This window comes from Chelatococcus sp. KU-N122, assembly GCF_055391085.1.
In genome coordinates, this window is the sequence record NZ_AP043981.1 from 7,942,165 (window position 1) to 7,958,027 (window position 15,863).

The 15,863-nt window shown below is 68.5% G+C and carries 13 protein-coding genes; 6 read left to right on the forward strand and 7 right to left on the reverse strand.

Translation table 11 applies throughout. The features are described from left to right. Positions 1 to 150: 150 nt before the first annotated feature. The 3 genes from ACZ5PO_RS35850 to ACZ5PO_RS35860 all read right to left on the reverse strand — a co-directional run bounded on the left by ACZ5PO_RS35850 (position 151) and on the right by ACZ5PO_RS35860 (position 2,975). Positions 151 to 1,209: an ABC transporter substrate-binding protein gene (locus ACZ5PO_RS35850; RefSeq protein ID WP_464187513.1), complete on the reverse strand. Its 1,059-nt coding sequence runs from the start codon at positions 1,207 to 1,209 to the stop codon at positions 151 to 153. Positions 1,210 to 1,312: 103 nt separating this feature from the next. Next, entirely contained in the window at positions 1,313 to 2,251 is a 939-nt protein-coding gene (locus ACZ5PO_RS35855; protein ID WP_464187514.1) for a LysR family transcriptional regulator, read from the reverse strand. 94 nt (positions 2,252 to 2,345) lie between these two features. Next, the gene (locus ACZ5PO_RS35860; RefSeq protein WP_464187515.1) at positions 2,346 to 2,975 is read right to left on the reverse strand and encodes a TetR/AcrR family transcriptional regulator; all 630 of its coding nucleotides are present in this window, start codon (positions 2,973 to 2,975) and stop codon (positions 2,346 to 2,348) included. Between the two features lie 87 nt (positions 2,976 to 3,062). Between ACZ5PO_RS35860 and ACZ5PO_RS35865 the strand changes: the two genes are divergently transcribed. Both ACZ5PO_RS35865 and ACZ5PO_RS35870 read left to right on the forward strand, forming a co-directional pair. Beyond that, positions 3,063 to 4,172: an AbrB family transcriptional regulator gene (locus ACZ5PO_RS35865; RefSeq protein ID WP_464187516.1), complete on the forward strand. Its 1,110-nt coding sequence runs from the start codon at positions 3,063 to 3,065 to the stop codon at positions 4,170 to 4,172. Between the two features lie 48 nt (positions 4,173 to 4,220). Continuing rightward, the gene (locus ACZ5PO_RS35870) at positions 4,221 to 4,532 is read left to right on the forward strand and encodes a hypothetical protein (protein ID WP_464187517.1); all 312 of its coding nucleotides are present in this window, start codon (positions 4,221 to 4,223) and stop codon (positions 4,530 to 4,532) included. A 46-nt stretch (positions 4,533 to 4,578) separates the two neighbouring features. Here ACZ5PO_RS35870 and ACZ5PO_RS35875 read toward each other — a convergent pair whose 3' ends face one another. Together ACZ5PO_RS35875 and ACZ5PO_RS35880 are read right to left on the reverse strand one after the other, a co-directional pair. Then, complete coding sequence (locus tag ACZ5PO_RS35875) at positions 4,579 to 6,294, reverse strand: SulP family inorganic anion transporter (protein ID WP_464187518.1); 1,716 nt, start codon at positions 6,292 to 6,294, stop codon at positions 4,579 to 4,581. A gap of 73 nt (positions 6,295 to 6,367) precedes the next feature. Continuing rightward, positions 6,368 to 6,637: a helix-turn-helix domain-containing protein gene (locus tag ACZ5PO_RS35880; protein ID WP_464187519.1), complete on the reverse strand. Its 270-nt coding sequence runs from the start codon at positions 6,635 to 6,637 to the stop codon at positions 6,368 to 6,370. A gap of 695 nt (positions 6,638 to 7,332) precedes the next feature. Here ACZ5PO_RS35880 and ACZ5PO_RS35885 point away from each other — a divergent pair. The 4 genes from ACZ5PO_RS35885 (at position 7,333) to ACZ5PO_RS35900 (ending at position 10,404) form a co-directional block, all read left to right on the forward strand. Continuing rightward, positions 7,333 to 8,763, forward strand: coding sequence for a cytochrome ubiquinol oxidase subunit I (locus ACZ5PO_RS35885; RefSeq protein ID WP_464187520.1), 1,431 nt, complete (start codon positions 7,333 to 7,335; stop codon positions 8,761 to 8,763). A 2-nt stretch (positions 8,764 to 8,765) separates the two neighbouring features. Further along, entirely contained in the window at positions 8,766 to 9,773 is a 1,008-nt protein-coding gene (gene cydB / locus ACZ5PO_RS35890) for a cytochrome d ubiquinol oxidase subunit II (protein WP_464187521.1), read from the forward strand. Beyond that, entirely contained in the window at positions 9,773 to 9,916 is a 144-nt protein-coding gene (locus ACZ5PO_RS35895; RefSeq protein WP_464187522.1) for a DUF2474 family protein, read from the forward strand. Before cydB ends, ACZ5PO_RS35895 begins: the two co-directional genes overlap by 1 nt. 137 nt (positions 9,917 to 10,053) lie before the next feature. Next, complete coding sequence (locus tag ACZ5PO_RS35900) at positions 10,054 to 10,404, forward strand: hypothetical protein (protein WP_464187523.1); 351 nt, start codon at positions 10,054 to 10,056, stop codon at positions 10,402 to 10,404. A gap of 6 nt (positions 10,405 to 10,410) precedes the next feature. Here ACZ5PO_RS35900 and glyS read toward each other — a convergent pair whose 3' ends face one another. Further along, entirely contained in the window at positions 10,411 to 12,603 is a 2,193-nt protein-coding gene (glyS, locus tag ACZ5PO_RS35905) for a glycine--tRNA ligase subunit beta (protein WP_464187525.1), read from the reverse strand. A gap of 110 nt (positions 12,604 to 12,713) precedes the next feature. Then, positions 12,714 to 15,575: an autotransporter outer membrane beta-barrel domain-containing protein gene (locus ACZ5PO_RS35910; RefSeq protein ID WP_464187527.1), complete on the reverse strand. Its 2,862-nt coding sequence runs from the start codon at positions 15,573 to 15,575 to the stop codon at positions 12,714 to 12,716. Between the last annotated feature and the right edge of the window lie 288 nt (positions 15,576 to 15,863).

Below are 15,863 nucleotides of genomic sequence, written 5' to 3' on the forward strand. Positions count from 1 at the left end.
TCGACGGATTCGGAACTCCTGCAAGTATTCAAAAGGTCTTGGCTGGCATTTGCGAACAGCAACCGCGTTCGGGTCCGCCCATTTCTGCTGAGGCCGATCAGGCGCCACGACGACTGCACCGCGACGCGCCGGCCTGCGAACGGTCAGGGCTCAGCCCGATTTGCCGAGCTTGGCCACCGCCTTCTCGGCGAAGCTGTTGTCGACCATCTCCTCGTACGGCCGGGCCTGCTTGATGGAGCCGCCGTCGAGCTCGAAGGCGAGGTCCGCATCCCATTCCTGCTTGGAGAGGGTCGGACTCTTGGGGATCGCCTTGGAGCGCACGAGCAGGTTCTCCGCCGCCGAGCGGATGACCGCCTCGGTGAGCTGCGGGAACTCCTTCAGCGCCGACGAGACGAACAGCTCGCGGTCGGTGTGCAACGCCGCCTGGGTCTCGGCCAAGGCGTCGCAATAGGCCTGGATCAGTCCCGGGTCCTTGTCCACCAGAGCGCGGGTGGCGATGGTCGAGGTGAAGGCCGCCGGCTCGATGAAATCGCCGAGCGACAGCACCGGCTCCAGGCCGAACTGCGCCTTGGCGATGCTCACGTCCCATTCGAACATCGAGGCGAAATCGGCGCGCCCATCGAGCACCGCCTGGGCCTGCGCGCCCTGCGGCAGCTGCAGGAACTTCACGCCGGCCGTCTCCGGGGTCAGGCCGTTCTTCTTGAGGACATAGGTCGGCACCTGCATCGTCGATGACGGGAACTTCAGGGTCGCGATGGTCTTGCCCTTGAAATCCTCGACGCCGGCGACCTTGGTGCCGGGCTTGGCCACCGCCCACATGGCCATGCCGCCGACGATCTTGGCGACGTTGACGACCTTGGCGCCTTCATTGGCGGCGTTGACCGACATGCCGGTGCCGGTGACCGCAAACGAGGCGTTGCCGGAGAGCACGACCGGCACCGCCGCGGCGATGCCGCCGGCCGAGGCGATGGTGACGTCGAGGCCATGCCTGGAGAAGAAGCCACCCTGCTTGGCCGCGTAGATCGAGGCGTAGATGCCGAGGTGGATGGCCTCGGAAATCTTCACCACCTTGGCGCCCTCGGCCGAGGCACTGCCCATCCGGCCGAGGGCCATCGCCACACCCGCCGCGCCGGCGCCAAGCAGCACGGTCCGTCGACTGGCCGAAGCCAGGGCCGGCTTGGGAAACTGCGTCTCGTGGCGGTCCGCCATTCACCTCTCCTTGCATTTGATGAAGGGAGGCTACGGATGGGCAGGCGTTGTTAAAAGTTCAGAATTGGTCATGACGGAATGCCGAAAAGGCAACACGTCCGGTTCAAGTCGAACCCGTCCGGGGATCGTTCGTCGCGCGCGGCGGCGGCGACAAGCCTTTGATCTCCTTGGTGAGCTGCTTCAGGAATTCGCCGGCCGCGTGTGGCAGCGGCCGGTCGCGGTGGACGCTGATGCTGGACCGCGCCACCTCGAATTCCGGCTCCGCGATCGGGATGGCGACGAGGGCGCCCGAGCCCAGCTCCTTGATCACCGTCAAGGCCGGCATGAAGGCGACCGCCCGCCCCGTCGCCGCCATGCGCTGGGTCAGCTCCAGCGAATTGGTGGTGACGATGATGTTGGGCGCCAGCCGCCGCTTGGCGACGGCCCGCTCGAAGATCTGCCGCAGGACGAAGCTGTGGTCCGACATGGCCAGCGGCTGGCTGCAGATGTCGGCGAACGTCACGTGCGACCGCCCTGCGAAGGCATGCGCGGACGACACCAGGCAGTAGATCGGCTCTGCGTATTCGGCGATCACCTGGATTTCCGCCCGCGGCGGCGCGTTGAAGGCGATACCGATATCGGCCTCGTCCTCCAGCAAGGCCTCGACGATCCGGTCCGTCGAGGCCGTGACGATCTTGAACGACACGCCGGGATAACGTGCGTTGAACTGCGCGATAATCTCCGGCAACAGCCCCGACACGAAGCCCTCGATCACCCAGACGCTGACCTCGCCGCGGCGCAGCCCGCGCAGATCGTCGATGGAGGTGCGGGCGCGGTCGAGATCCCGAAAGATGCGATGCGTCTGGCGAGCCAGGACGACGCCGGCCGCGGTCGGCTGGACCCCCAGCTTGGAGCGCTCGAACAGGACGACGTCGAGCTCGTGCTCGAGCTGGGCGATCTGCCGGCTGACGGCGGACGGCGCCACGTGCAGCCGGTCCGCCGCCTTGCGGATCGAGCCCAGCTTGGCCACTTCATTGAAATACCTCAGGGTCAGGAAACGCACGCCGCCACCTCGTCTGAGCGCATCATGTCAGAGAGTGGGGTATCGCTTCCCGCGATGCGGCTCCACCGGCTCCTGCACGGTTTGCGCCCGAGAGCTATTCCGCAGCCACGCGCTGGGCCGACGCGAGGTAGACGCCGATCAGCTCCGTGAGTTCGCCCATGAGCCGCGGGCGCACGGCCGGCTCCTCCTCCTCGATGCGCGTCAGCCCCTTGAGGATGTGCAGCAGCACGAACGCCATGGCCTCGGCCTTCGTCCGCGTGAGCGTGGGAATGGCCGCCTCCAGCGTATCGGCCATGGCGGCAAGCACGGCGGCGCGAAACGCCTTGCGCCGGTCGCCGCTGCCGCTGCCGCTGCCGCTGCGGGCATCGATGAGATCGATCGCCAGGCTGCGTCGCGTCTGCTGTGACAGCCGGAAGTCCACCAGCGCCTGGGCAAGCTCCTCCGGCTTCAGGGTTCCGGCTCGCGCGCGCAACGCGGCGAGCCCCTCCAGGGCATGGCTCACGTACTGCTGCAGCAGCGCGTCGGCGAGGGCCTCCTTGGACGGGAAGAAGCGATAGAGCGAAGCGGTCGCCGTGCTGGAGCGCGTGGCGATCTCGGCCATGGTGGCCGCGTCATAGCCCTTCTCCGTGAACACCTCGACGCCGGCTTGCATGATCGCGGCGACGCGCAGGTGCCCCCGCCGCCGCTTTGGCTCCTGTCCCCTGGTCGGGAGCGCCGTTGACATATGAGAGACCGCCCTCTAGTTTCTCGTTATGAGAGGATACCCTCTCATTTCTAGCATGATGCGGTCCGAGTCTGTAAGGGGGATGCGATGATCGATGTCCGCCGGCGGTCCTTGCCCATGCCGCGCCTGGGGCGCCTGCAACCGGCCCCGCAATGGGCCGCGCTGATCGGCCTGTCCGCCGCGCTGTCCCTTCTCCTGACCTGGATCGGCTTGCCGGCCGCCCTGCTGCTCGGCCCGCTGCTGGCCGGCATCGCGTTCACCACCGCTGGCGGCAATATTCAGCTTCCCGGCCACGCCTTCGCCCTGGCCCAGGGCCTCGTCGGCTGCATGATCGCGGGCATGCTGCCGGGATCGATCTCGGGCGATGTCATCCACGATTGGCCGCTGTTCGCGGTGGGCGTGCTGTCCGTCATCGCGGCGAGCGGTGGCCTCGGCTGGCTGATGACGCGGCTGCGTGCCCTGCCCGGCACCACGGCCGTCTGGGGGCTGAGTCCCGGGGCGGCGACGGCGATGACGCTGCTTGCGGAGAACACCGGCGCCGACGTGCAGCTGGTCGCGCTCATGCAGTACACGCGCGTCATCATGGTGACGGCGATCGCCTCGGTCGTCGCCAAGGCGTGGGGTGCAGGCGCAACGCCTGCGTCCGCCGCCATTACCTGGTTTCCCGCCGTCGCCTGGGTGCCGTTGGCCGAGACGCTGGCGCTTGCCGCCTTCGGGCCGTGGCTCGCCAGCCGCCTGCGCATGCCGGCGCTCACCCTGTTGTTTCCGCTGATCGCCGGCATCTGCCTCGTCCGCCTCGGCTGGATGACGATGGCGCTGCCACGCTGGCTGGTGGCGATGGCCTATGCGTGCATCGGCTGGCGGATCGGCCTGCGCTTCACCCGGCCGCTGCTGCTCCACGCGGCCAAGGCGCTGCCACGCATCGTGGCCTGCACGCTGGCGCTGATCGCCATCTGCGGCGGCCTGGCCGCCCTGCTCGTCGCCGGCGCCGGCATCACGCCGCTGACCGCCTATCTCGCGACCAGTCCCGGCGGCGCCGATTCCGTGGCGATCATCGCCGCGGCCGGCAACGTCGACGTGCCCTTCGTGATGACGATGCAGATGGTCCGCTCCATCGTCGTGCTCATCGCCGGGCCGGCCATGGCGCAGTTCGTCGCCAGCCGCAGCGGCACCGGCAACGCCCCGTCCGACACCTGATAGAGCGCGCGCAGCACGTCGCATCGCGCCGACACCGGAGCCTCCATCATGGACTACGTCGCTCGCTTTCTCGCCGGCGCCCTGCTCTGCAATTGCATTCCACACCTGGCGTGCGGCCTGCGCGGCGAGGTATTTCCGACGCCGTTCGCCAGGCCACGCGGCAAGGGCCCGTCGTCTCCGCTGGTCAATGTCCTCTGGGGCGCCCTGAACTTCGTTCTCGGCGCGTGGCTGCTGGCCGACTATCCGGTGGCGGCGGGCCTCGATCCCGGCTTCGGTGCGCTGATGCTCGGCGCTCTGGCCATCGGCATCTACCTGTCGCTCCACTTCGGCAAGGTCAGGCAGCACAGCTCCGCGACCTGACGGCCCTGCCGCCGGCGCGAAACGCGCCGCAGCCGCACAGCCCCGACTACGTCACGGCCTTCGCGGCGGTCTCCTTGCGGGCGGCCGCCAGCGCATCCGCCAGCGTGCCTTCGAAATGCACGGCCGGCGGCCGAACGCCGTGGGCGAGCAGGACGCGGCGCACCGCCGGCGGCGCGCCGGCGATGTAGACGGACGCCCGATGCCGGTGCGCCTTGCGGGCAAAGCCCTCGATGGTGGCGGCGGCGGTCGAATCGATCACCGGCACGGTCGAGAAGTCCACCACATAGGCCTTGGGATGCTCGCCGATCCGGTCGAGCGCCGCGGCGACGCTCGCCGCAGCACCGAAAAAGAACGCGCCGGAGATCCGGTAGACGACGATGTCCGGATCCGAGGCGAGCGCCGGGTCGTAGCGCGGTGGCCGGTCACCGTTGGCGGTGTCGGCGACATCGTCCTCGACCAGGGGCAGCGGACGCTCGATCGTCACCGCCCGCGCCATGTGGTGCAGGAACAACAGCGCCCCGAGCCCGAAGCCGACCAGAATGCCTTCGGTCAGGTCACGCAGCACGACGAGCAGGAAGGTGGCGAGCAGCACCACCGCATCGCCGCGCGAGGCCCGCAGCAGCGTGGCGACCTCGGTCTTCTCCGCCATGTTCCAGGCCACGACCACGAGCACGGCGGCGAGCGCCGAAAGCGGGATGTAGCTCGCCAGCGGCGCTGCCACGAGCATGAACAGCAGCAGGAACAACGAATGGAAGACGCCGGCCAGCGGCCCGCGCGCGCCGGCCCGCACGTTGGTGGCGGTGCGCGCGATGGTGCCGGTGACGCAGATGCCGCCGAATAGCGACGAGGCGATGTTGGCCGCGCCCTGCGCCACCAGTTCCGCATTGGACCGGTGCCGGCTACCGCTCATGCTGTCGGCCACCACGGCTGAGAGCAGGCTCTCGATGCCGCCGAGCAGCGTGAACGACAGCGCCGCCGGCAGCACCGCCACCACCTTGGCGAGCGATAGCGCCGGCAGATGCGGCGCCGGCAACACCTGCGGAATGCCGCCGAAGCGGGTGCCGATGGTCTCGACCGGCAGGCCGAAGGCAAAGGCCAGAACGGATGCCAAGGCCACGGCGATGAGGAAGGCCGGCCAGTGCGGCCGCAGCCGGCGGACGATGACGATGGTTCCGATCGCCAGCGCAGCGACGCCGGCGGCGGCTGCGTTGATCGTCGGCAGCGCCTGGCCCAGCGCCTCCAGCTTGGGAATGAACGGGCCGGGCTCCGGGCCGGCAAGGGTGAGCCCGAGCAGATCCTTCAGCTGGCTGGCGAAGATGATGACGGCGATGCCGGAGGTGAACCCCACCGTCACCGGATAGGGGATGTACTTGATGAAGGTGCCGAGCCGCAGCACGCCGACCGCCAGCAGCATCAGCCCGGAGAGGAAGGTCGCGAGGATCAGGCCGTCGAGACCGTGCTGCTGCACCGTCGCTGCGACCAGCACGATGAAGGCGCCCGCCGGCCCGCCGATCTGGAAGCGGCTGCCGCCGAGCGCCGAGACGACGAAGCCGCCGACGATCGCGGTGTAGAGGCCGCGGTCCGGCGTCACCCCGGAGGCGATGGCGATCGCCATGGACAGCGGCAGCGCCACGATCGCGACCGTCAGCCCGGCGATCGCGTCGGCCTTCAGGTCACCGAGGCCGTACGGCTCACGCAGCCGGGTGACGAGCTTGGGTGTGTAAAGCTCTATGAATGTGGGCTCACGGCTCCGAGCAATCATGGTCTCCACTCTTTCGCGCAGACGCGGCGGGATCAGTCCCGCACGCGCCGCCGTCGGCGCAGGCGCGATGGCATCAGGCGCTGCTCTGCGGCGGCTTGGCTTGCTTCAGGCGGACGCCCCGTCCCCCCTCCCGGCTGACGGCGTGCTCACCGATCAGCTCGATGCCGGCGCGATCGAACGCCTCGACCACCTTGGTCAGCGTGTCGACGACGCCACGGACGTTGCCCTCGCTCGCTTCCATCCGCTGGATGGTCGGCAGGGAGACGCCGGACATCTCGGCCAGCTGGCGCTGGTCGATACCGAGCAGGGCGCGGGCGGCGCGCATTTGGGCAGCGGTGATCATCCGTCCTCGTGAGACATGTATGCGGGACATCGCATACTTGATGTATAATACATCATTATAGCGTCTCTGTACGTTAATATGAACGTCTGTAACATATACCCATCGCAGCCGCTTCGCTAGCGGCCGCACAGGGCGAGCGGGCACCGGCCAGCCGCCCCACCCTGCGTCCCATCGGCGCACGAACCAGATCGACTACATCCATACAATTTTTTAATTGTATGCTTCTGTAGTGCATACAATAAGAGAGAACGAGACACACACGAGAGCTGGCGCCCGAGCGAATAACGCTTCAAATTCAAAACTTGGATCGTGCTCGGCTCCTGGGATCGGGACACGCCTTGGCGCATGGTCATTCCGCCCAATCGCCAAGCAAGTTCTCCAGGGCATGATCCCCCGACGTGATCGCCGGCTTTTGGGACGATGTCAGGCCCGCACGACAAGCCGGAGAGGAAGGAGCTCGCAGTGAAACCAGCCAGCTTCAGGGCTCCGTCGCGGCGGCGGGCGCGCCGGCCGGACACCGGCGACGGCCGATGCCGGCTGCCTCCCGCCGCCCGGACCAGCGTATCCTGTCATTGCGCGACGATTGACGTGATATGTATGGATGAGCGTCTCACGCGTCGGCGTAGCACCTTCCTGCCGTCCGACGCGCTCGCGCCGCACCACCCGCCCCGGCGAACGGCGAAAGGAGCGCTGGCATGTTCGGACTGACGGCCCTGGAACTGGCGCGGATCCAGTTCGGCTTCACGGTGTCGTTCCACATCATCTTCCCGGCGATCACCATCGGGCTCGCCAGCTACCTTGCGGTGCTCGAAGGGCTGTGGCTGTGGACCAGAGAGGCGGTCTACCGCGACCTCTATCGCTTCTGGTCGACGATCTTTGCCGTCAATTTCGCCATGGGCGTCGTCTCCGGCCTGGTCATGGCCTACCAGTTCGGCACCAACTGGAGCTACTTTTCCGCCTTCGCCGGCGCCGTCACCGGGCCGCTGCTGACCTACGAGGTGCTGACGGCCTTCTTCCTCGAGGCCGGCTTCCTCGGCGTGATGCTGTTCGGCTGGAACAGGGTGGGGCCGGGGCTGCACTACTTCGCCACCATCATGGTGGCCGTCGGCACGCTCGTCTCGGCCACATGGATCCTGGCGTCCAACAGCTGGATGCAGACGCCACAGGGGTTCGAGATCATCGACGGGCGCGTCGTGCCGGTCGACTGGCTGAAGGTGATCTTCAATCCGTCGTTCCCCTACCGGCTGGCGCATATGACGGTCGCCGCCTACCTCGCCACCGCCCTGTTCGTGGGCGCGTCCGGCGCCTGGCACCTGCTCAAGGGGCGCGACACGCCGGCCGTGCGCACGATGCTCTCCATGGCCATGTGGATGATCCTCGTCGTGGCTCCGCTGCAGATCGCCATCGGCGACGCGCACGGGCTGAACACGCTGGAGCACCAGCCCGCCAAGATCGCCGCCATGGAGGGACACTGGGAGAACAAGCCCGGCGAGAGCGTTCCGCTGATCCTGTTCGGCCTGCCCGACATGGCGGCGGAGACCACGCGCTACGCGATCGAGCTGCCTCACCTCGGCAGCCTGATCCTGACCCACAGCTGGGACGGCCGCGTCCCCGGGCTCAAGGAGTTTGCCCCCGAGGATCGGCCCAACGCTACGATCGTATTCTGGAGCTTTCGGGTCATGGTCGGGCTGGGGCTCCTGATGCTGCTGCTGGGCTTGTGGGCCGTGTGGTGCCGTTGGCGCGCGACGCTCTATCGGTCGAAGCTGTTCCTGCGCTTCGCCGTCACCATGGGGCCGGCCGGATTGATCGCCATCCTGGCGGGTTGGTTCACCACGGAAATCGGCCGCCAGCCCTGGGTGGTCTACGGCGTCATGCGCACGAAGGACGCCGTATCGAGCCATTCGGCGCTGGCCCTCTCGGCCACCCTCACCCTCTTCATCGTCGTCTACGTCGCCGTGTTCGGCACCGGTATCAGCTACATGTTGAAGCTCGTGGCCCGCGGCCCGCAGCCGGAGCCCGCGCACGCCGCGCCGGAGCGGCTGGACCAGCGCCCGGCGCGTCCCTTGTCCGCGGCGCCCGACGACGTCGATCCCGCGCCGCGTTCGACCACCCCTGCGGAGGGCTGAGCATGGGCATCGATCTTCCCCTGGTCTGGGCCGTCATCATCGCCTTCGGCCTGATGATGTACGTCGTCATGGACGGCTTCGATCTCGGCATCGGCATCCTGTTCCCCTTCATCCGCGAGCGGAGCGAACGGGACACCATGGTCAACACGGTGGCGCCGGTCTGGGACGGCAACGAAACCTGGCTGGTGCTCGGCGGCGCCGCGCTGTTCGCGGCCTTTCCCCTCGCCTACGCCGTCATCCTGAGCGCGCTCTACCTGCCGCTCGTCCTCATGCTCGCCGGGCTGATCTGGCGCGGCGTCGCTTTCGAGTTCCGCTTCAAGGCGGACGACGCCCACAAGCCGTTCTGGGACAAGGCCTTCGCCTGGGGCTCGTGCATCGCCACCTTCTTCCAGGGCGTGGCGCTCGGCGCCTTCATCGACGGCTTCGCGGTCGCCGACGGCGCCTACGCCGGCGGTGTGCTCGACTGGCTCACGCCCTTCAGCCTGTTCACCGGGCTCGGGCTCCTGGTCGCCTACGCGCTGCTGGGCAGCACGTGGCTGATCATGAAGACGGAAGGCATCTTGCAGCGGCACATGATCGAGCTGGCGCGGCCGATCACGCTGGCGCTGCTCGCCGCCATCGCCGTCGTCAGCCTGTGGACCCCCCTCGCCCATCCCGCCGTGGCCGAGCGCTGGTTCTCGCTGCCCAACCTGATCTTCTTTGCACCCGTGCCCCTCCTGGTGCTGATCGCGGCCTGGCTCATGCTGCGCGCCCTGCGCGACGAACCGCATGCGGTGCCGTTCGCGCTGGCGCTGGTCCTCCTGTTCCTGGGCTACAGCGGGCTCGGCATCAGCCTCTGGCCGCACATCATCCCGCCGTCCATATCGATCTGGCAGGCGGCCGGGCCGCCGCAGGCGCTAGGTTTCACCCTGGTGGGCGCGCTCTTCATCATCCCGGTGATCCTGGCCTACACCGCCTGGTCGTATTACGTGTTCCGCGGCAAGGTGAGGGCTGGCGAGGGCTATCACTGATGTCCCAGAGCGTTTCCGAGCGACGCCATTGGCTCCGCCGCGTCGGCTGGCTCGTGGCGATCTGGGCCGCCAGCGTGGCGGCGCTCGCCGTCGTCGCCGGCCTGTTCCGCCTCCTGATGAAGCTCGCAGGGCTGTCGCCTTGATTGCCCGCACCGCCATGGCGCCGGGCCCGAAATCCTGTGCTGGGAAGCGCGGCGGCCCGTCGTATCCGGCGCGCTGCGGCCTGCCTCGGCTCGGCCGTGCGGCTCCGATGGTGCTCCTCGCGCTGGTAGGATCGGTCGTGCCGGCCGCTGCGATACTGCCGCCACAGTTCTACGAGCAGGCCCGGCAGAACGCCGCGGACGTGGTGGTGATCCGGGTGGCACGCGTCGGCGCTCCTCCTGAGCCGAAGGGCTTCGGCCAGTGCGCGGTCGCCGGCACGGTGCATCGCGTGGAGCGGGGGACGACCTATCGCAGCGGCCAGCGCATCGTCATCCAGGTTCCGTGCACCCGGCCGGGCGCCCGGGCGCTGATCGGCCCGATGCTCTACCAACCGATCGACGGCCTGCGCGCCGGGCGCTATGGGCGCGCCTACCTGGATGCTCAGGGACGGCTGGCGCTGTCCCAGTACCAGATCCTGAGCCGCCCGTGACGAGGCCTACCCCTCGATCCGCGAGAAATCCGCCACGTCTCGGGTCGCGGTGCGGATCTCGCCCAGCAGCTCCAGGCGATTGCGCCGCAGCGCCGGGTCTTCGGCGTTGACCGTGACCTGCTCGAAGAACGTGTCGACTGGGCCGCGCAAGCGGGCCAGCGCCTGCATGGCGCCGGCGTAGTCCTCCCGCCCGACCGCCTCGGCGGCCTGCTCGCGCGCCGCATGCAGCGCCTCGACCAGGGCCTTCTCGGCCGGCTCGCCGCGCTCCAGGATCAGCGTGACGTCCGGCCCCGCGTCGTAGCTCAGGCCGTCCTTCTTCTCCTCGATGCGCAGGATGTTGGCGGCCCGCTTGACCCCGGCAAGCAGGCTCTTGCCGTCCTCGGTCGCAAGGAAGGTCCCAAGCGCCTCGACGCGGCGCACGATCAGCAGCAGGTCGTCCTGGCCGTCGAGGGACAGGACGGCATCGATCAGGTCGTGCCGGGCGCCCTGCTCGCGCAGATGGACCTTGAGGCGGTCGTGGAAGAAGGCGAGCAGCGAGACGGCGTCGGCGGAGACGATGCGACCGTCGAACGCTTCGGGCAGGCGCGGCGTGCTGCGTTTGGCGGTCTCCGGCTCGGCCTCGTGACAGGTGGCGACGAGCGGCAGCCGCAGCCCGTTCTCCAGCACGAGACGGATGACGCCCAGCGCCGCGCGCCGGAGCGCATAGGGGTCCTTGGAGCCGGTCGGCTTCTCGTCGATGGCCCAGAAGCCGGCGAGCGTGTCGAGCTTGTCGGCCAGGGCCACGGCTACGGCGACCGGGTCGGTCGGCACCCGGTCGGACGGCCCCAGCGGCCTGTAGTGATCCTCGATCGCGGCCGCGACGCGTGTGTCCTCGCCCTGGGCGGTGGCGTAGTAGCGACCCATCAGGCCTTGCAACTCGGGGAATTCGCCGACCATCTCGGTGGTCAGGTCGGCCTTGGCCAGGTGCGCGGCGCGGCTCGCGAGCGTGGGATCGGCGCCGACGACAGCAGCCAGCCGCTGCGCCAGCGTGACGATGCGCTCCACGCGCTCGCCCTGGGTGCCCAGCTTCTCGTGGAAGATCGACCTGGAATCGACCAGCTTCTGCAGGCGCTGATCCAGCGGCTTGAGGTCGGTGCGCGCGCGATAATCCGGCAAGGCCTTGAGGTCGGTCTCCCAGAAGTGGCGCGCGTCGGCGAGACGGGCGCGCACCACGCGGGCGTTGCCGGCGGCGATGGCGACGCCGTGATCGGTCGCCTCGATGTTGGCCACCAGCAAGAATCGGTTGGCGAGCGCCCCGTCGGCCTGGCGCAGCACGAAGCACTTCTGGTTGGCGCGGATGGTGGCGCGGATCACCTCCGGCGGGATGGCGAGAAACTCCTCCTCGAAGGTGCCCATCAGCACCACCGGCCATTCGACCAGCCCGCCCACCTCCTCCAGCAGGCCCTCGTCCTCGACGAGGTCGAGCCCCTGGGCAAAGGCCAGGTTCTTCGCCTCGGTCAGGATGATGTCCTTGCGCCGGTCGAGGTCGAGGACGACCTTGGCGCGCTCCAGGGCCGCCACGTAGTCGTCGAAGCGCTTCACCCGGATCGGGCCCGGCATCCCGGCCGCGGCGGCCATGAAGCGATGGCCCCGGGTCCTGTCGCCCGCGACGATGCCATCGACGGCGAACGGCACGGTCTCCGGCTCTTCTGTCTCCGGGCCGAAGGTGGCGACGATGGCATGCAGCGGCCTGACCCAGCGCAGCGCGCCCGGCTCGGCGGAGGCAGCTCCCCACCGCATGGACTTGGGCCAGGGGAAGCTGCGCACGATCTGGGGCAGCACCTCGGCCAGCACGTCGAGCGTCCGCCGGCCGGGCTTCTCGATCACCGCGACGTAGAACTCGCCCTTCTTGGGATCGGCAACCACCTTCGCCTGATCGAGCGAGGTCAGGCCCGCGCTCTTGAGAAAGCCCTGGATCGCCGCGTCGGGCGCACCGACGCGCGGCCCCTTGCGCTCCTCGCGCACGTCCTGCCCCTCGGCCGGCAGGCCGACGACGTTGAGGGCGATACGGCGCGGCGTCACATAAGCCGCGGCCCCTTCGTAGACAAAGCCACGGTCGACCAGCGCATTGGTCACCAGCGCCTTGAGGTCCCGCGCCGCGGTGCGCTGCATGCGGGCCGGGATTTCTTCGGAAAAGAGCTCGAGGAGAAGGTCAGGCATTCGCCGTTTTGCTCGCGTTGGGGGACGTGTCTGGTGGCGCCTGCGACGACATACGCCGGCTTCGCCCCGCCCTCAATCTTTTCGAGAATGCCGGCTCCGAGCTGGAGGGCTTAGAATCTAACCTCGAGCTTGCCCTTCAACGCCTGGTCGGTGGCATTGCTGCCGGCCTGTGCCGCATAGCTGACGCCGAGCGTGATGGCGTTGCTGACCTGCCAGTCGAGGCCGATGTCGGCGGCGATGGCGCCGCGGTCGATCGGCACGCTCGAAACCGCGAAGGGCGACAGGGCGCCGGGCGTCAGCAGCGCCGAGCGAAAGGCCAGCAGCGTCGCCGGATCCACGTCGCCGAAGGCCGCACGCCAGCCGATCGACGCGCGCACCACGAACGGCTCGGCCATGCCCGGGGCGGTCGGCGCGCCGAAGCGAGCGACGAACCGTGCCCCGACCGTCGCGGTGCCGATGTCATAGGTCCCAGCAAAGCCCGCGAGGGCCGCGCTGCCGCCGCTCTCCGAGAAGCCGTCGGTGCGGATGCGGATCGCCGCCGCATTGACGAAGGGCTCGACGGCGGCGGTGTAGCCGAGGCTTCCAAGCATGCCGCGGCCTGCGAGCAGGGTGTAGCCGGCTTCGCCGAACGCTTGCAGCGAGGAGGCATCCTGCTTGGCGCTGCCGTAGTCGGAGAACACGCCCGCCTGGATGGCGCGATTGGTGTTGAACCGCGAGCCCAGATACAGCGCGCCCGCCGATAGCCTGAGCTGGCCGATCTCGGTGCCGGCATAGAGCGCGCCGAACACGCTGCTGGTGGAGCCGTGGGACTGCAGCCGGTCGATGTCGACGTCGGTGGTGAGATAGCCGCCTGCGGCGCCGAAGCGAATGCCGGAGGGCAGCGGGCCGACCGGGGTCAGTGCGTCGGCACCGATGATGAAGCCACCGGTGCGGCGCTCGACCGTGGACGCATTGCCGTCCGAGCCGGAGCGGCCCCAGGCGCCGAAACCCTGGCCCCACAGCCCGAAGACGGTCGGATCGAGCGTCTTCGGCGCGTTCGGGTCGCCGACCGGCGGCATCGAGGCGATGCTGCCGCGCAGGCGCCCGAGGATCGCCTCGCGCACCAGCCCGCTCTCGGTAGAGAGCGTCGACGGCAGGGCCGCGTAGATCTCGCCGGACAGCGCGCCCAGCGCGACCGGCAGTTGGCTCGCGGGCAGGCCATAGAGCGCGCCCAGCCCGTTGGTGAGGCCGCCGCCGTTGTTGAACATCGTGTCGATCGCACCGCCGACCGCCGCCTGGTTCCGCCCCAGGCCGCCCACTTGGGCGATGCCGGACACGAGGTTGAGCGTCACGGTGTTCGGCCCGTAGCCGAGCGATGCGGTGACAAAGCTCGGCAGCCCGACCGTGGTGAGCGTATCGAACCTGCCGGTGTAGCCGCCGGTCACCGCCACAAGCGTATAGGTGTTGCTCAACCCATTGCTCGGCTGGAAGACCGAAAGCTCGGTGCCGGCCAGTCGCGCCACGCCCGTCACCCCCAGCGCGTCATTGCCGCTGGGGCCGACCCGCAAGGCGAGAGTGCCGGCCGCGGTCTGCACGAAGGTGCCGCTGATGAGATGGGTCACCGGGATGCCGGTGCCGGTGACACCGATCCAGCCGCTGTTCTCGAACCGCTTGTCGGGACCCGCCGTCGCAGCGATGCGGCCATCGATGATGCCGGTGTTCACGATCATGCTGCCGAAGCTGTCGGGGCCGGTGCGCAAGGCATCGGCGACGACGGCAGCCTGCAAGGTGCCGGAATTCAGCAAGGTGCCGTAGAGGCCATGCATCTCCACGGCCGCGCCGACGACGCCGGTGGCCACCACGGTGCCGGTATTGGTCAGCACGCCATAGGTCTCGCCGCGCATGCCGATGCCGCCGTTGCCACTGACCCGGACGGTGCCGCTGTTGACGATGTCATCGCCCTTGCGGCCGGAGAGGGCGGCCGCATTGGTCGCGCTGGATATCAATGTGCCGGTGTTGCGGATCGGGTTGTAGATGCCCGGAATGGTGGCGACGTAGCCAATGGACCCGGCAGAGCCGGGCATCGTGTAGACGCCGACCACCTTGTCGCCATAAGCGGAGTTCGAGGACACCACCGAGGCGCCCGGAATATTGATCTCATACCAGGTGGGAATGCCCAGCGCGTCCACATGCAGTACGCCGGCATGCACCGCGCCGTCCGGCGTCACCCAATCGGCCACCATATTATACTCGCCGGAGCGCCCCGCGCCGGTGATGCCTTCCAGATGGGTGACGATGGCGCCGGGATGGTCGTAGGTCGCCCAGGTGGCCGTGGTCTGATCGTAGATGTAGCCGTGCTCGAAGCCCACGCCGCCGCCACGCCCGGCCATGGCGTAGCCCCCGGCGATCTTGTCGCCCCACACGCCGTAGGCCGTGGTGCTGATTGCTCCCGGCATGTTGTTGGTGGCGTAGGCTCCGGTGCTGATATTGTAGATGAGGGCGTTGCCCGTCTTGATCTGCGTGTCGTAATTGCCGACCACCTGGTTGCCGAAGGTGCTGTGCGCGATCGTGTTCAGCGTCTGGGCGCCCGGTGCGCTCGGATAGTCGAGCCGCGTGATCTGCTGGCCGGGTGCGGCGGCACCGTCGTAGATATAGCTGTGGTCGAGAGCCGAGCCTGGGTTCTTGTAGCTGCCGACCGCGCGCAGGATGCCCGACGGCGAGCCGACGCTCGGTCCGTACGGCGACGAGCTCGCGGCGCCCGGAAAATTGGAGCCGTTCGACGTCGCGACCGGAAACGCGGTCCAACTGCTGGTCGCAAGATCATAGAACAAGCCGCCGGTGTCGCTGGTACCTGGAAGTACATAATTGCCGACGATATTGTCGCCGCGAATGCCGGTGAGAAATGTGCTCGTCGTTCCGTAATTCAGGGTGGTATATGCAGTCTGCGCTTGCGCCTGTGTGACAGTCCAGACGCCCAGGCCGGCGATGAGCAACTGCGGCGCGCAATATGAAAGCCGCCGCCGTCTTATGTTTGAACTGTACATGGCCCCCGCCCCCACGCGCCAGGCACCCAAGAACTGGGTATCGACTGGTGCACGTGATCTATACGCGGATCGGCTGCCGTTACGAGAGCCAATGCCGGCCCTGCGCCCGCAAGGGGGTGGCAAAGATTGGTGCAATTCGTCCGGGGAGGCGGGTTGATGGCCGCCGCAGGACCGCCGGCAACGGATGCCGGAGGTCATCCTCCGATTGCAGGCGCCGTGGCCGCGTCGGACCAAGGG

What these genes read in the sequence shown, in the direction of transcription:
- ACZ5PO_RS35885 (WP_464187520.1), top strand. Translation starts at nt 7,333, where the DNA reads ATGTTCGGACTGACGGCCCTGGAACTGGCGCGGATCCAGTTCGGCTTC.
- ACZ5PO_RS35870 (WP_464187517.1), top strand. Translation starts at nt 4,221, where the DNA reads ATGGACTACGTCGCTCGCTTTCTCGCCGGCGCCCTGCTCTGCAATTGC.
- glyS (WP_464187525.1), bottom strand. Translation starts at nt 12,603, where the DNA reads ATGCCTGACCTTCTCCTCGAGCTCTTTTCCGAAGAAATCCCGGCCCGC.
- ACZ5PO_RS35860 (WP_464187515.1), bottom strand. Translation starts at nt 2,975, where the DNA reads ATGTCAACGGCGCTCCCGACCAGGGGACAGGAGCCAAAGCGGCGGCGG.
- ACZ5PO_RS35875 (WP_464187518.1), bottom strand. Translation starts at nt 6,294, where the DNA reads ATGATTGCTCGGAGCCGTGAGCCCACATTCATAGAGCTTTACACACCC.
- ACZ5PO_RS35865 (WP_464187516.1), top strand. Translation starts at nt 3,063, where the DNA reads ATGATCGATGTCCGCCGGCGGTCCTTGCCCATGCCGCGCCTGGGGCGC.
- ACZ5PO_RS35850 (WP_464187513.1), bottom strand. Translation starts at nt 1,209, where the DNA reads ATGGCGGACCGCCACGAGACGCAGTTTCCCAAGCCGGCCCTGGCTTCG.
- ACZ5PO_RS35895 (WP_464187522.1), top strand. Translation starts at nt 9,773, where the DNA reads ATGTCCCAGAGCGTTTCCGAGCGACGCCATTGGCTCCGCCGCGTCGGC.
- cydB (WP_464187521.1), top strand. Translation starts at nt 8,766, where the DNA reads ATGGGCATCGATCTTCCCCTGGTCTGGGCCGTCATCATCGCCTTCGGC.
- ACZ5PO_RS35880 (WP_464187519.1), bottom strand. Translation starts at nt 6,637, where the DNA reads ATGATCACCGCTGCCCAAATGCGCGCCGCCCGCGCCCTGCTCGGTATC.